This window comes from Brachybacterium sp. AOP24-D1-21, assembly GCF_052378665.1.
GTDB lineage: Bacteria > Actinomycetota > Actinomycetes > Actinomycetales > Dermabacteraceae > Brachybacterium.
Genome location: NZ_JBQSXX010000001.1, coordinates 3,073,555 through 3,089,003 on the forward strand (window position 1 = coordinate 3,073,555; position 15,449 = coordinate 3,089,003).

Consider the following 15,449-nt stretch of genomic DNA (forward strand, 5'->3'; position numbering starts at 1 on the left):
ATGTGCGGGTCACGCTCTCGAGCCTTCACAGGAGTTCTCATGGCCATCTCGCGCCGATCAATGATGCTGGGCACCGCTGCCAGTGGTGCCGCCGCCCTGACCCTCGCCGCCTGCGGGGGCGACGAAGGTGGCAGCGGCGGAAGCGATGGGGGAGGCGGTGACGCCGGTGGCACCGGCGAGCCGATCTACGCCAACACCACTGAGCCCGAGAACCCGCTGATCCCGACCAACACCGGCGAGGTCGGCGGCGGTCGCATCATCACGATGATCTTCGCGGGCCTCGTGTACTACACGGCCGACGGCACCGCGGAGAACGACATCGCGGAGTCCATCGAGTCCGAGGACAACCAGAACTGGACGATCAAGATCCGTGAGGGACTGACGTACTCCGACGGCTCCACCCCGATCACCGCGCAGGACTTCGTCAACGCCTGGAACTTCGGCGCGAACGCCGCCAACGCGCAGCTCGGCCAGTACTTCTTCGAGCCCTTCGAGGGCTACGCGGAGCTCTCCGCGGAGGGCGTCGCCGCTGATGCCACTCTCTCCGGCCTCGAGGTCGTGGACGAGACGACCTTCACCGCCCGACTGGTCTCGGCGCAGTCCGACTTCCCGACCCGCCTCGGCTACTCCGCCTACATGCCGCTGCCCCCCACGGCCTTCGACGATATCGCCGCTTACGGCGAGGCACCCCTGGCCAACGGCCCGTACAAGCTCGAGACCTGGACCCACGATCAGGAGCTGGTGCTGGTGCCCAACGAGTCCTACGACGGCCCCCGCGCCGCGAAGAACTCCGGGATCAACTTCACCGTCTACCAGGATCCCGAGACGATGTACCTCGACCTGCAGTCGGACAACGTCGACGTGGTCGACCAGCTGCCGGGCTCGGCGCTGGCCACCTTCGAGTCGGACCTCGGGGACCGGGCCGTCAACGCCCCCGGCGCTGTCTTCCAGTCGATCACGCTGCCGGGCTACGACCCGAACTTCGAGGGCGAGGCCGGCTCGCTCCGCCGTCAGGCGCTCTCGCGGGCGATTGACCGCCAGTCGATCTGCGACAACCTGTTCTTCGGCACCCGCACCCCCGCCACCGACTTCGTCTCCCCGGTGATCCCCGGCGGCGGCGCGACCGATCTCCCCGGTGCGGAGGTCCTTCAGTTCGACGAGGCCGAGGCCACGCGCCTCTGGGACGAGGCCGAGGCGATCACGCCCTTCGCAGGCCCGCTGACCCTCGCCTACAACGCGGATGGCCCGCACGCCGACTGGGTCGAGGCGGTCTGCAACTCGCTGGCCAACGTGCTGGGCATCGAGGCGAAGCCGACACCGTTCCCGGCCTTCGGTGAGATGCGTGAGCAGATCCGCAACCGCGACCTCCTGGGCACCTGGCGCTCGGGCTGGCAGGCCGACTATCCCTCGGCCTACAACTTCCTCGGCCCGCTCTACGGTTCCGCTGCGGCCGACGGCAAGGGCAGCAACGACGGCGACTACAAGAACCCCGAGTTCGACCAGCTGCTCGCCGACGGCCTCGCCGCCGCGAGCGAGGATGAGGCGATCGCCCTGTGGAAGGAGGCGGAGGCCCTGCTGATCCGTGACCTGCCGGTCCTTCCGCTCTGGTACCAGAACACCATCGGCGGCTACTCCACCCTGGTCTCCAACGTGGAGTACGGCTGGGACACGGTGCCGCTGTACCACGAGATCACCAAGTGATCTGCTGACCCACCGCGCAGCAGCGGGAACCGGCCTGGTCCGGTTCCCGCTGTTGCACGCCCGGCATCTCCGGGCCACCTCGTCCCGACTGACGAAAGAGAACCTCTGTGCTCTGGTACATCGCGCGGCGGCTGCTGCAGATGATCCCCGTCTTCCTCGGCGCCACCCTGATCGTCTACCTGATGGCGTTCTACACCTCGGGTGACCCGATCCTCGCCCTGGCCGGGGACAAGCCGATCTCCCCGGCGGTCGAGCAGCAGCTGCGCGAGCAGTACAACCTGGACAAGCACGTCCTGGTCCAGTGGCTGATCTATCTCGGCAACGTGCTGACCTTCGACCTCGGCGTCGGCTTCAACGGTCGCCCGTTGTTCGACCAGATCGTCGCAGCCTTCCCGACGACCTTCCGGCTCGCGATCATCGCCGTGATCGTCGAGACGGTCTTCGGCGTCGTCGCCGGCGTGATCTCGGGCCTGCGCAAGGGCAAGCTCATCGACACCACGCTGCTGATGGTCTCCCTGCTGCTCATCGCGACCCCGACCTTCGTGCTCGGCTTCCTCGCGCAGTTCGTCTTCGGGCTGCAGCTGGGGATCTCTCCGATCAACGTCGGCCGGGATCCGTCCTGGGTGAACCTCCTGCTGCCCGGATTTGTGCTGGGCGGTGTCTCCTTCGCCTACGTGCTGCGCCTGACCCGCACCTCGATCGCGGAGTCTGCGGGCGCCGACCACGTGCGCACCGCGACGGCGAAGGGTCTCTCCCGCGGTGGCGTGGTCTCCAAGCACATCCTGCGCAACTCGCTGATCCCCGTGGTCACCTTCATCGGTGCCGATCTCGGCGCACTCATGGGCGGCGCGATCGTTACTGAGCGCGTGTTCAACGTTCCCGGCATCGGAACGCTGCTGTTCAGCTCGATCAATGCCGGCGAGGCCCCGATGATCGTCACGCTCGTGACGCTGCTGGTGATCATCTTCCTGCTGTCCAATCTCGTCGTGGACCTGCTCTACGGCGTGCTCGACCCGAGGATCCGCTATGCCAAGTGACGCCACTCCCACCCGCCCCCGGTCGGAGCACTGGGTCGCACCGCTGGACGAGACTCCGCTGCAGGAAGTCGATGCGGCCGACACCACCGGCACGCCGCGCTCCCTGTGGAGCGAGGCGCTCCACAGCCTGATCCGCAACCCCGTGCTCGTGATCTCCGCGCTGCTGATCCTGTTCGTGCTGTTCGTCGCGGCCTTCCCCCAGGTGTTCACCAGCCAGGACCCGCGCTTCGGAGACCTGAGCCGCGCGAACCAGGCGCCTGGCGGGGAGCATCCCTTCGGCACCTCGCGCCTGGGCTACGACATCATGGCGCGCACCTTCTGGGGCGCTCGCACCTCGGTGATCATCGGGTTCTTCGCGATGATCGGCTCGACCCTCATCGGCGGGACGATCGGCGCGCTCGCCGGGTACCTCGGCGGCTGGTTCGACGAAGTGATCTCCCGTATCACCGACATCTTCTTCGCGGTCCCCTTGATCCTCGGTGCCATCGTGGTCGCCACCCGACTGGGGGAGATGAACCTCTGGACGGTGATCGCCGTGCTCAGCGTCTTCGGCTGGACCAATATCGCCCGCATCATGCGCGGTGCGGTGATCTCGACCAAGAGCCAGGACTTCGTCACCTCCTCCGTGGCGCTCGGAGCCTCGAGCCCGACCGTCCTGCTCAAGCACGTGATCCCCAACGCGATCGCTCCCGTGATCGTCACCGCGACCGTGAACCTCGGCGTCTTCATCGTCGCCGAGGCGACGCTGTCGTTCCTCGGAGTGGGCCTGCCCACCAGCGCGGTCTCCTGGGGCGGCGACATCTCCGCCGCCCGTGACGCGCTGCGGACCCAGCCATCCATGCTGTTCTACCCCTCCCTGGCCCTCGCGGTCACCGTGCTGAGCTTCATCATGCTCGGCGATGCGGTGCGCGACGCCCTGGACCCGAAGGCGAGGAAGCGATGACCACGACCTCCATGACCCCCTCTGCGGCGGGGGCTCCCGCCCGCCGTGACCAGCCGCTGCTGGAGATCCGTGATCTCGAGATCACCTTCTCCACCTCCAACGGCCCGGTGAAGGGCGTGCGCAGCGCAAGCCTTGAGGTGTATCCGGGGGAGACGGTCGCGATCGTCGGCGAGTCCGGGTCAGGCAAGTCCACGACCGCCATGGCGATCGCACACCTGCTTGCCGAGAACGGCACGATCACCGGCGGGCAGATCCTCTTCGAGGGGCGCGACATCACGCACATCTCCGAGAAGGAGATCCGTGTGCTGCGCGGCGACCAGGTGGGCCTGGTTCCGCAGGACCCGATGAGCAATCTCAACCCGATGTGGAAGGTGGGTTCCCAGATCCGGGAGACCCTCGTCGCCAATGGGATCGCCAAGGGGGCCGACGCCAAGAAGCGCACGGTCGAGCTGCTCGAGGAGGCGGGGCTCTCCGATGCCGCCCGTCGCGCCGAGCAGTACCCGCATGAATTCTCCGGCGGTATGAAGCAGCGCGCTCTGATCGCGATGGGCCTTGCGGCACGGCCGAAGCTCCTGGTGGCTGATGAGCCCACCAGCGCGCTGGACGTCACCGTGCAGCAGCAGATCCTCGATCACCTCGACTCCCTCACCGCGGAGCTGGGTGTGGCCGTGCTGCTGATCACCCACGACCTGGGCCTCGCCGCGGAGCGTGCTCAGCATCTGGTGGTCATGTACAAGGGTCGGGTCGTCGAGACCGGACCCGCGCTCGAGCTGCTGCAGAACCCGCAGCACCCCTACACCAAGCGGCTCATCGGAGCGGCACCCTCCCTCGCCTCCCGGCGCCTGGTCTCCGGAGCGGAGCGCGCCGAGATCCGCGAGCGCGCGCAGGAGCACGCCCACACCGGCGGCGCACCGTCCACCTCGGGGGGTGCGCAGACCGTGCATGCCGCGTCTGCAGATGCGCAGTCGCCGGAGTTCGGCTACGGGGAGGTCGACCCGGATGCCGTGATCCAGGTCCAGAAGCTCACGAAGTCGTTCCCCATCCGCGGCAGCGTGCCGTGGCGCTCCACCCCGTTCCTCGCGGTGGATGATGTCTCCTTCCAGATCGAGCGCGGCACCACCACCGCGATCGTGGGGGAGTCGGGATCGGGCAAGTCCACCGTCGCGCAGATGGTGCTCAAGCTGCTCGCGCCGACCTCGGGGCGGGTCCTCTTCGAGGGCAAGGACGTCACCACCTACCGGGGTCAGGAGCTGAAGTCGCTGCGCCGCCGCGTGCAGCCGATCTTCCAGAACCCCTACGGCACCCTGGACCCGGTGTACTCGATCTTCCGCACCATCGAGGAGCCGCTGCGCCTGCACGGGATCGGGGATGCGAAGAGCCGGGAGGCGAAGGTTCGCGATCTGCTCGACAAGGTCGCGCTGCCCGCGGCGATGATGCGGCGATACCCCAACGAGCTCTCCGGCGGTCAGCGCCAGCGCGTCGCGATCGCCCGTGCCCTCGCCCTGGATCCGGAGGTCGTGATCTGCGACGAGGCGGTCTCCGCACTCGACGTGCTGGTCCAGGCCCAGGTGCTCGAACTGCTCAACGACCTGCAGGCCGAGCTCGGCCTGTCCTACCTCTTCATCACCCACGACCTCGCTGTCGTGCGGCAGATCGCGGACAACACGCTGGTCATGGAGAAGGGCAAGGTCGTCGAACAGGGCACCACCGATGAGGTGTTCCACTCCCCGCAGCAGGACTACACCAAGCGCCTGCTCGCGGCGATCCCGGGGCGCTCCATCCCGCTCGCGGGCTCGGAGACGATCGATGTGGAGGCCCCCGTGGTCGAGGCCGACGACGAGCAGGCCGACGGCCCGCAGATCGACGAGGGCCCGATCGACCCCTTCGCGAGCGCCGGGCACGTCTGAGCAGAGCGGTCGGGCCGCGGTCCACGGCGCCGGGAGAACGGTGAGAACAGACGCTGGCAGGGCGGGATGCCGAGTGACGTGGTCGGAGGTTCGAGGGTGACGCATGGGGGATGACAGGGGTTCGTTCGACCCCGATCGCTCGACCGGGGCCACCGCTGACGGGCAGGTCGACGGCACCGATGAGGCGATCGCCCGCGAGGCCGCGCGGGCGCGGGCCCGCCGGGCCGCCGGCGGTGGGGCGGAGGAGACGGTCCCGCCGCTGACCCGGCAGGAGGAGAACGACGCGCGGATGCGCCGGGCCCGGCGCGCGGCCTGGTCGTACTCACCCGGCCCCAGGACCTCCCACCACTCGGGCGGCGGGTTCGTGGGCGGTCTCGTCCTCCATCTCGTCATCGCGCTCGGGTTCCATCTGCTCTGGCCCGTGCTGGTGCGGTGGATGAGCTTCCGGCGGGCGGCCGGGATCGTGGCCGGGGCAGGACTCGGCATGCTGTGCGGTGCGCTGCTGCTGCCGCGCCTCGCCTTCCCGGAGAGTCGGGCGACAGGCGGCGACATGGTCGGTGCCCTGCTCAAGGGAGAGGTCGTCGCGATCACCCTGGCCCTCCTGGTCATCGGATTCGGTGGGATGTTCATCGCCCTGTTCGCCTCCCAGGCTCGCGCGAAGCAGGCAGAGGCGACACAGGCAGAGGCGACACAGACAGAGGCGACACAGGCAGAGGAACGGCGAGAGCGGGACGCCGAGGCTGGGGACGCGGCGCCGCAGGAGGCGGAGCCGACCAGGGCGCCGGCGAAGGAGACAGCGTCCCGCCGTGCCGGCGGACCGCGCAGGGCGCGGAGCCGCCAGCCCTTGCTCGACCGCGCGCTCCAGATCGCCGACCCCGTCGCCGTGGCTCTCACCTGGTTCTTCCTCGCCACTCTGCTCACCGGGCAGTTCTTCTTCGATCCGGGGATCACGGTCAGGTCGTACGTGGCCGGGGAGAATCCTCCGTCGTACTTCTCCCAGCCGATGGTCGGGTCGCTCATCTTCGGGGTGGTGCTGGCCATCCCTGTGACCCTCGTGCTCGGTGCCAGCGCGTCGAAGGTCTCATCCCCAGCCCCTGGCGGGCGGCCCGCTGGCGGATAGACTCGCCTGGGCCCTGGAGCGGGTCGCACCTGGGGTGCGGCCGGGCGCTGCTCGGTCTTCGACCCACCGCGCAACCCGAAACGAGCTTCCGCGTATGACTCTCCAGCACCGTACCGACCTGCGAAACGTCGCCATCGTCGCCCACGTCGACCACGGCAAGACCACCCTGGTCGACGCCATGCTCACCCAGGGCGGCGCGTTCAGCGACCACGACAAGCACGGCGAACGGGCGATGGACTCGGGCGAGCTCGAGCGCGAGAAGGGCATCACCATCCTCGCCAAGAACACGGCGATCCGGTACACCGGACCGTCCGCCGCGGAGATCGGCGAGCATGACGGCATCACCATCAACGTCATCGACACCCCCGGCCACGCCGACTTCGGCGGCGAGGTCGAGCGTGGACTGTCGATGGTCGACGGCGTCGTGCTGCTGGTGGACTCCTCCGAGGGCCCCCTCCCACAGACCCGCTTCGTGCTGCGCAAGGCGCTCGCCGCGAAGCTGCCGGTGATCCTCGTGGTCAACAAGGTGGACCGTCCCGACGCCCGTATCGACGAGGTCGTCGGTGAGGCCACCGACCTGCTGCTGGGCCTGGCCTCCGACCTCTCCGAGGAGATGGACGACATCGACCTCGATGCCGTCCTCGATGTCCCCGTGGTCTACGCCTCCGGCAAGGCCGGTCGCGCCTCGATCACCAAGCCGGCCGACGGCACCCTCCCCGAGGAGGAGACCGTCGAAGCGCTGTTCAAGACCATCCTCGAGCAGATCCCTGCTCCGGTCTACGACGACGAGGTGCCGCTGCAGGCGCACGTCACCAACCTCGACGCGTCCCCGTTCCTGGGCCGCCTCGCCCTGCTGCGCATCAAGAACGGTGAGCTCAGGAAGGGCCAGCAGGTCGCCTGGTGCGTCCAGGACGGCACCACCAAGCAGGTGAAGATCACCGAGCTGCTGGAGACCAAGGGCCTCTCGCGCGAGCCGATGACCCGCGCCGCCCTCCCCGGCGACATCGTCGCCGTCGCCGGCATCCCCGACATCATGATCGGCGAGACCCTCGCGGATCTGAACGATCCGCGGCCCCTGCCGCTGATCACCATCGACGATCCGGCGATCTCGATGACCATCGGCATCAACACCTCCCCGCTGGCCGGCAAGAACGGCAAGGGCCACAAGCTCACCGCCCGCCAGGTCAAGGACCGTCTGGAAGCCGAGCTGGTCGGCAACGTGTCCCTCAAGGTGCTCCCCACCGAGCGCCCCGACGCCTGGGAGGTGCAGGGCCGCGGCGAGCTGGCGCTGTCGATCCTGGTCGAGCAGATGCGCCGCGAGGGCTTCGAGCTCACCGTCGGCAAGCCGAAGGTGCTCACCCGTGAGATCGACGGCAAGACCCACGAGCCCGTGGAGCGCATGACCATCGACGTCCCCGAGGAGTACCTCGGCACCGTCACCCAGCTGATGGCGTCCCGCAAGGGCCGCATGGAGACCATGAGCAACCACGGCTCCGGCTGGGTGCGCATGGAGTTCGTGGTGCCCTCGCGCGGCCTGATCGGGTTCCGCACCCGGTTCATGACCGAGACCCGCGGCAATGGCATCGCCGCCTCCTACAACGACGGCTACGAGCCGTGGATGGGGAACATCGAGTTCCGCGCCACGGGCTCCCTGGTCGCCGACCGCGCCGGCAGCGTCACCCCCTTCGCGATGATCAACCTCCAGGAGCGCGGCTCCTTCTTCGTCGAGCCCACCTCCGAGGTGTACGCCGGCCAGATCGTGGGGGAGAACTCCCGCAACGAGGACATGGACGTCAACATCACGAAGGAGAAGAAGCTGACGAACATGCGTGCCGCGTCGTCGGACTCCTTCGAGAACCTGGTGCCACCGCGCCGCCTGACCCTCGAGGAGTCCCTCGAGTTCTCCCGCGAGGACGAGTGCGTCGAGGTCACCCCCGAGGTCGTGCGCATCCGCAAGGTGGTCCTCGATGCCAACGAGCGTCGTCGTGCGACGTCGAAGGCCAAGTCGGGGAAGTGACCTGGTGACCGTCGAGCAGCAGCCGGTGCGGCGAGTGGACACCACCTCGCTCGCCGCCCGGCTCACCCAGGCCGCGATGGCTGTGGTGCTCGCGATCGTCTCGGTGCTGCTGATGATCACCCTCCACCGGGTGGAGCTCCCGGTGGCAGGTCTCCGCCTGCCCGTCGGTCTGCTGTTCGGGGCGCTGTTCCAAGTGGTCACCAGCGTGTTCCTGTGGGCAGCGACCGGGTCGCGGCTCCCGCTGCTGGTGCTCGGCAGCCTGTGGGGCCTGCTGGCGATGCCGTTCCTGGGCGAAGGCCTGGGCGGCGGCGTGCTGATGCCGGCGATGCTGGGCACCGAGCCCCAGTACTCCGGCTGGGTGGTCCAGGGCCTCGGCCTCGTGATCCCCTTCCTGATCGCAGGCCTGATCACCCTTGTGCGCAGGGCCCGTACTCGGGCAAATTGAGCAGATGACCGCTCCGAAGCGCCCCCGACCTGACTGGGCGACGATCCCCAACCTGGTCACGCTGCTGCGCTTCGCACTGCTGGGCCCCGTGAGCCTGCTGCTGCTGGACGGTCCCGACACCCTCGCGGTGGTGCTGCTGCTGGTGTGGGCCTCGACCGACTGGATCGATGGGCTGCTGGCCCGCGCACTGGACCAGACCAGCCGCACCGGAGCGATCATCGACCCGATCGCCGACCGGGTGGGGTTGGTCGCGATCGTGCTCAGCCTTGCTGTCGCCGACCTGCTGCCCTGGGCTGCGCTCGCGATCATCCTGATCGTCGACGTGGCGATGGTCGTGCTCGCCACCCAGGCGGCCCTGGGCGGCCGGATCTCCGTCTCCTGGCTCGGCAAGATCCGCACCTTCGTGCTGATGGGCTCTGTATTCCTGCTGGTGGCGGCCGCTGCCTGGGCCCCGTCCCTGGTGCCCGCCGCGCAGGTGCTCTTCTGGATCGGGGTCGTGCTGCACACGGCTTCAGGCATCGACTACATCCTCAGGGCGCGGCGGGCCCCCGCCGTCGCACCGGAGGCGGTGGAACCTCCTTCGCCGCGATGACCAACGCCCGCAGCACTGTCATCGCGCCACGCTTGGTCATCACCTCCACCGACAGCTCGTCGGTGGCGAGGATCGTCCCCAGCGCATCGCTCATCGACTCCCCATGCGGGGACGACTCCCGGTCGATCGCATAGCGCAGCACCACGCGCCGCCCGTCCTGGAGGAAGGGCGCCCAACCGGCGCGGACCCGGTCATCATCATGCTCAGCCATCACTCGAGGCTATCCGCTGCCGCTGCCGCTGCCGTCAGCTCGGCCGGTGTCGATCGCCGGATGTGCGTCCCATCACCTCCGTGGCCCGCCGCCTCGTCGCAGGGCACGCGGCGCAGGCGGGATGACAGAATGGGGGAGTCTCCGACGGAAGGAAGCCGCTCATGACGTACGTCATCGCTCTGCCCTGTGTCGACGTCAAGGATCGTGCCTGCGTCGACGAGTGCCCCGTGGACTGCATCTACGAGGGCAACCGGATGCTCTACATCCAGCCCGATGAGTGTGTGGACTGCGGAGCCTGCGAGCCCGTCTGCCCCGTCGAGGCGATCTACTACGAGGACGACACCCCGGATCAGTGGGCCGAGTACTACAAGGCCAACGTCGAGTTCTTCGACGATCTCGGCGCCCCGGGCGGTGCGGCGAAGATGGGTGTGATCGACAAGGACCACCCCATCATCGAAGCCCTCCCGCTGCAGCCGAACCCCCTGGCCTGAGCCGTGGCCGCTCCGTCTTCCGGATCTCCTGCCGTCTCCGCATCTCCTGCCGTTCCGGCAGCCCGTCGCAGTCTGGCCGCGCGGCTGCCGGAATTCCCCTGGGACGCCCTGACCCCGGCGAAGCAGCGCGCCGCCTCCCACCCGGACGGCATCGTCGACCTCTCCGTCGGCACCCCCGTCGATCCGACGCCCGCCTCCGTGCAGCAGGCCCTCGCCGCCGCCGCGGACAGCCCCGGTTACCCCACCACGATCGGCACCCCCGCGCTGCGGGAGGCGATCGTGGATTTCGTGCATCGTCACCGCGGTGCCCCCGCCCCTCTCGGCATCGAGGGCGTGCTGCCCACCGTCGGCTCCAAGGAGCTGGTGGCGCACCTGCCCTTCCAGCTCGGCATCGGCCCTGGGGAGGCAGTGGCGTTCCCGCACATCGCCTATCCCACCTATGACATGGGCGCTCGGTTCGTGGGTGCGGAGTCTATGCCGCTGGACCTCGCTGCCCTGGCGGCATACGGGGATGCCGCGCTGCCGGAGCCGGGTGCCGCCGCGCGGATCCGCCTGCTGTGGCTGAACTCGCCGTCGAACCCCACCGGTGAGGTGCTGGACGTGGCCCAGCTGGCGGCGATCGTCACCTGGGCGCGGGAGCACGGGATCGTGGTCGCCTCCGACGAGTGCTACGCGCTGCTGCCCTGGACCGTGGACGAGGTGCCGTCGGTCCTGGACCCGCGAGTGAACGGCGGCTCGCTGGACGGGCTGCTGTGCGTGTACTCGTTGTCCAAGCAGTCGAACCTCGCCGGCTACCGGGCGGCCTTCGTGGCCGGCGACCCCGCTCTGGTGGGCGAGCTGGTGGCGGTGCGCAAGCAGGCCGGGATGATGCTCCCCGGCCCGCTCCAGACGGCGATGGTCACGGCTCTCGGTGATGATCGTGCCCCGGCTGCGCAGCGTGAGATCTATCGCGCTCGTCGCGCGGTGCTCGAGCCCGCGCTGGTGGCTGCAGGCGGCACGATCCACGGTTCCCAGGCTGGCCTGTACCTCTGGACCACCTTCGGTGAGGACGCGATGACCAGTGTCCAGCGCCTCGCAGACAGCGGTGTTCTGGTGGCCCCTGGGATGTTCTATGGTGTTGCTGGCGGGACTTTCGTCCGGGTCGCCCTCACCGCGACCGATGAGCGGATCGCTGCCGCCGCCCGGCGCCTCGAGCGCCTCTGACACCTCCGGCGCCCTTGCGCGCCGTACCGATCCGACCACGCACAACGGAGAGCCCATGGATCACACGACGACGTCCGCTCAGCTCAACCTGGGGGAGAAGACCCTCGATCTCCCGATCGTCCCCGCAGTGGAGGGGAACTCCGGCATCGCGATCGGCCCCCTGCGCAAGGAGACCGGTGAGGTCACCTACGACCCCGGCTTCATGAACACCGCGAATGCCAAGTCCTCGATCACCTACATCGACGGCGACGAGGGGATCCTGCGCTATCGCGGCTACCCGATCGAGCAGCTCGCGGAGAAGTCCAGCTACCTCGAGGTCTCCTACCTGCTGATCAACGGCGAGCTGCCCACCAAGGGCCAGCTCGACAACTTCGAAGCGAAGGTCGAGCACCGCACCCTGCTCGATGAGCGCTTCAAGCGCATGTTCGACAACTTCCCGCGCGATGCGCACCCGATGGCTGTGCTCCAGGCCGGCACCTCGGCGCTGTCGACCTTCTACCAGGATTCGCTGGATCCCTTCGACGAGGAGCAGGTGCGGATCTCCGCCGTGCGGCTGCTCGCGAAGATGCCCACGATGGCTGCCTACGCGCATCGGATCGCCCAGGGTCACGCGCTGCTCTATCCCGACAACCGGCTCTCGCTGATCGAGAACTTCCTGCGCCTGACGTTCGGGTTCCCGGTGGAGGACTACATCGCCGACCCGGTCGTGGTGCGCGCGATGGAGCAGCTGCTGATTCTGCACGCCGACCATGAGCAGAACTGCTCGACCTCCGCGGTCCGACTCGTCGGCTCCGCCCAGGCGAACCTGTTCACCTCGATCTCCGCCGGGATCGGCGCGCTCTCGGGTCCCGCCCACGGCGGCGCCAACGCCGCGGTGATGGACATGCTCGACCAGATCCAGGCCGAGAACATGGACCCGCGCGACTTCATGGAGAAGGTGAAGCGCAAGGAGGACGGCATCCGGCTGATGGGCTTCGGCCACCGGGTGTACAAGAACTACGATCCCCGCGCCCGCATCGTCAAGAAGATCGCCGACGACGTCCTCGAGCGCCTCGGCGTCAACGACTCCCGCCTCGAGCTGGCGATGCAGCTCGAGGAGATCGCGCTGAAGGACGACTACTTCGTCGAGCGCAAGCTCTACCCCAACGTCGACTTCTACACGGGCCTGATCTACAAGGCGATCGGCTTCCCCACGGAGATGTTCACGGTGCTGTTCGCCATCGGCCGCCTGCCGGGCTGGATCGCCCAGTGGGAAGAGATGGTCCACGACCCGGAGACCAAGATCGGTCGCCCCCGCCAGATCTACACCGGCCATGCCGAGCGGGACTACACGGCGATGGAGGACCGCACCGGCACCAGCGAGCTGCGCCTGGCCGCCCTCCAGTCCGACATCGAGAAGCGCGGCTGATCCCTCGCCTCTGAGGTCACCGGTCTCCCGAGACCGCCCGCACCTGAGCGCCCTGACCGTGCGACCCCTCCCCGTGAGGAGCGTCGCTGTTCAGGGCGTTCTCGTCGGGACCTTCCGCCCGCTCCCGCAGCGTTCCTCGCCCTAGCCTGAAGGCATCCGTGAAGGGCCCGCAGCGCCGAGGCCCTTCCGCCCAGCGAGGAGGACCCGATGACGACTGCCACCACCGATCGCCCCGGCACCGAGGCCGCAGGCCAGGACGCCTGGGACGGCTTCGCCCCCGGTCCCTGGCAGGAGCGGATCGAGGTGCGCGACTTCATCCAGCGCAACTACACCCCCTACGGCGGGGACGCCTCGTTCCTGGCCGGCCCCACCGAGAAGACGCTGCGGGTCTGGGACCACCTCGAGACTCACTATCTCTCCGAGGAGCGCCGTCGCCGCGTCTACGACGTCGACACCCATACCCCCGCGGACGTCGACGCCTTCCCTGCCGGCTACATCAGCGAGGACGACGACGTGATCGTCGGCCTGCAGACCGATGTGCCGCTCAAACGCGCCATGATGCCCGCCGGCGGCTGGCGGATGGTGGAGACCGCCATCAAGGAAGCGGGCAAGGAGGTCGACGAGGACGTCAAGAAGATCTTCACCCAGTACCGCAAGACCCACAACGACGCCGTCTTCGACATCTACACCCCGCGGATCCGCGCCGCCCGCTCGAGCCACATCATCACCGGGCTGCCGGACTCCTACGGGCGCGGCCGCATCATCGGCGACTACCGCCGCCTGGCCCTGTACGGCGCCGAGTTCCTCATCGCCGACAAGCAGCGCGCCAAGGATGCGGTGGCCGACCAGCCCTTCTCTGAGCACTGGGCCCGCTACCGCGAGGAGCACTCCGAGCAGATCAGGGCACTGAAGAAGCTGATGCGACTGGGGGAGTCCTACGGTCTGGACCTGCGCCGCCCTGCCGCGAACGCGCAGGAGGCCGTGCAGTGGACCTATATGGCCTATCTCGCCGCAGTGAAGAGCCAGGACGGCGCCGCCATGTCCATCGGCCGCCTCTCCGCCTTCCTCGACGTATACGTCGAGCGGGACCTCGCCGCGGGCACGATCACCGAGTCGCAGGCCCAGGAGTACATCGATGCGCTCGTGATCAAGCTCCGCATCGTCCGCTTCCTGCGCACGATCGACTACGACCAGATCTTCTCCGGCGATCCCTACTGGGCGACCTGGTCCGATGGCGGCTTCTCCGCCGACGGCCGCGCGCAGGTCACCAAGACCTCGTTCCGGCTGCTGCAGACCCTGCGGAACCTCGGAGCCGCCCCGGAACCGAACATCACCATCTTCTGGGACCCCGAGCTGCCGGCGGGGTACAAGGAGTTCTGCTCGGCGATCTCGATCGAGACCTCCTCGATCCAGTACGAGTCCGATCAGCAGATCCGTGACCGCTGGGGCGATGATGCGGCGATCGCCTGCTGCGTCTCGCCGATGGAGGTCGGCAAGCAGATGCAGTTCTTCGGCGCCCGGGTCAACGCCGGCAAGGCGCTGCTCTACGCCATCAACGGCGGCCGCGACGAGGTCTCCGGGAAGCAGATCACCACCGAGGGCGAGTTCGCACCCATCTCCGGGGACGGCCCGCTGGACTTCGACGAGGTCTGGAACCGGTACGAACAGATGCTGGACTGGGTGGTGGGCACCTACGTCGAGGCGCTGAACATCATCCACTACAGCCACGACCGCTACGCCTACGAGGCGATGGAGATGGCGCTGCACGACAGCGAGATCGTGCGCACCATGGGCTGCGGCATCGCCGGCCTCTCGATCGTCGCGGACTCCCTCTCGGCGATCAAGCACGCGAAGGTCACCCCGGTGCGCGATGAGACCGGGCTGGTGGTCGACTACCTCACCGAGGGCGACTTCCCCCGCTACGGCAACGACGACGACCGCGCCGACGACATCGCCGCGACGATCGTGCACACGGTGATGCAGAAGATCACCGCGATCCCCATGTACCGCGAGGCGATCCCGACCCAGTCGGTGCTGACCATCACCTCGAACGTCGTCTACGGCAAGGCCACGGGGTCCTTCCCCTCCGGCCACCGCGCGGGCACCCCCTTCTCTCCTGGAGCGAACCCCGAGAACGGGGCCGACACCCACGGAATGGTCGCCTCGATGCTGAGCGTCGGCAAGCTCGACTACCACGATGCCCTCGACGGCATCTCGCTGACCAACACCATCACCCCGCAGGGCCTGGGTCGTACCAAGGGCGAGCAGGTCACCAACCTGGTCGGCATCCTCGACGCCGGCTTCGTGATGGATGAAGAGATGGGGGAGCAGTGACCACCCGAGCCGACCGGACCGCCACTGCCAACTCCTCCAC

Annotated in this window: 13 protein-coding genes; 12 read left to right on the forward strand and 1 reads right to left on the reverse strand. The window is 68.4% G+C overall.

All coding sequences use genetic code 11. The annotated features are described in order from the left end of the window. Positions 1 to 39 precede the first annotated feature (39 nt). The 8 genes from ACT3UF_RS13795 (at position 40) to ACT3UF_RS13830 (ending at position 9,762) form a co-directional block, all read left to right on the forward strand. Positions 40 to 1,701: a peptide ABC transporter substrate-binding protein gene (locus ACT3UF_RS13795; RefSeq protein ID WP_444608385.1), complete on the forward strand. Its 1,662-nt coding sequence runs from the start codon at positions 40 to 42 to the stop codon at positions 1,699 to 1,701. A gap of 107 nt (positions 1,702 to 1,808) precedes the next feature. After that, the gene (locus ACT3UF_RS13800) at positions 1,809 to 2,738 is read left to right on the forward strand and encodes an ABC transporter permease (RefSeq protein ID WP_444608386.1); all 930 of its coding nucleotides are present in this window, start codon (positions 1,809 to 1,811) and stop codon (positions 2,736 to 2,738) included. Continuing rightward, positions 2,728 to 3,681 carry an ABC transporter permease gene (locus tag ACT3UF_RS13805; RefSeq protein ID WP_444608387.1) on the forward strand — a complete coding sequence of 318 codons (954 nt, stop codon included), beginning with the start codon at positions 2,728 to 2,730 and terminating at the stop codon, positions 3,679 to 3,681. The genes ACT3UF_RS13800 and ACT3UF_RS13805 overlap by 11 nt, the downstream gene beginning before the upstream one ends. Beyond that, complete coding sequence (locus ACT3UF_RS13810) at positions 3,678 to 5,588, forward strand: dipeptide ABC transporter ATP-binding protein (protein ID WP_444608388.1); 1,911 nt, start codon at positions 3,678 to 3,680, stop codon at positions 5,586 to 5,588. The genes ACT3UF_RS13805 and ACT3UF_RS13810 overlap by 4 nt, the downstream gene beginning before the upstream one ends. A gap of 103 nt (positions 5,589 to 5,691) precedes the next feature. Beyond that, positions 5,692 to 6,708 (forward strand): hypothetical protein, encoded by a 1,017-nt coding sequence (locus ACT3UF_RS13815; protein WP_444608389.1) that lies wholly within the window; start codon positions 5,692 to 5,694, stop codon positions 6,706 to 6,708. Between the two features lie 94 nt (positions 6,709 to 6,802). Beyond that, positions 6,803 to 8,725 (forward strand): translational GTPase TypA, encoded by a 1,923-nt coding sequence (gene typA, locus ACT3UF_RS13820; protein ID WP_444608390.1) that lies wholly within the window; start codon positions 6,803 to 6,805, stop codon positions 8,723 to 8,725. Positions 8,726 to 8,729: 4 nt separating this feature from the next. After that, positions 8,730 to 9,170 carry a hypothetical protein gene (locus tag ACT3UF_RS13825; protein ID WP_441444193.1) on the forward strand — a complete coding sequence of 147 codons (441 nt, stop codon included), beginning with the start codon at positions 8,730 to 8,732 and terminating at the stop codon, positions 9,168 to 9,170. 4 nt (positions 9,171 to 9,174) lie between these two features. After that, the gene (locus ACT3UF_RS13830) at positions 9,175 to 9,762 is read left to right on the forward strand and encodes a CDP-alcohol phosphatidyltransferase family protein (RefSeq protein ID WP_444501738.1); all 588 of its coding nucleotides are present in this window, start codon (positions 9,175 to 9,177) and stop codon (positions 9,760 to 9,762) included. Here ACT3UF_RS13830 and ACT3UF_RS13835 read toward each other — a convergent pair. After that, the gene (locus ACT3UF_RS13835) at positions 9,701 to 9,973 is read right to left on the reverse strand and encodes a putative acetyltransferase (protein WP_441444191.1); all 273 of its coding nucleotides are present in this window, start codon (positions 9,971 to 9,973) and stop codon (positions 9,701 to 9,703) included. The genes ACT3UF_RS13830 and ACT3UF_RS13835 overlap by 62 nt on opposite strands. Before the next feature lie 161 nt (positions 9,974 to 10,134). On the opposite strand from ACT3UF_RS13835, the gene fdxA reads away from it, so the two are divergent. From fdxA to ACT3UF_RS13855, 4 genes are all read left to right on the forward strand, one after another. Next, entirely contained in the window at positions 10,135 to 10,464 is a 330-nt protein-coding gene (gene fdxA / locus ACT3UF_RS13840; RefSeq protein ID WP_441444190.1) for a ferredoxin, read from the forward strand. Between the two features lie 3 nt (positions 10,465 to 10,467). Beyond that, positions 10,468 to 11,667 carry a succinyldiaminopimelate transaminase gene (dapC, locus tag ACT3UF_RS13845; RefSeq protein ID WP_441444189.1) on the forward strand — a complete coding sequence of 400 codons (1,200 nt, stop codon included), beginning with the start codon at positions 10,468 to 10,470 and terminating at the stop codon, positions 11,665 to 11,667. Between the two features lie 55 nt (positions 11,668 to 11,722). Continuing rightward, on the forward strand, positions 11,723 to 13,075 hold the full coding sequence (locus ACT3UF_RS13850; RefSeq protein WP_441444188.1) for a citrate synthase: 1,353 nt from the start codon (positions 11,723 to 11,725) through the stop codon (positions 13,073 to 13,075). A 207-nt stretch (positions 13,076 to 13,282) separates the two neighbouring features. Then, positions 13,283 to 15,409: a pyruvate formate lyase family protein gene (locus tag ACT3UF_RS13855; protein WP_441444187.1), complete on the forward strand. Its 2,127-nt coding sequence runs from the start codon at positions 13,283 to 13,285 to the stop codon at positions 15,407 to 15,409. Positions 15,410 to 15,449 lie beyond the last annotated feature (40 nt).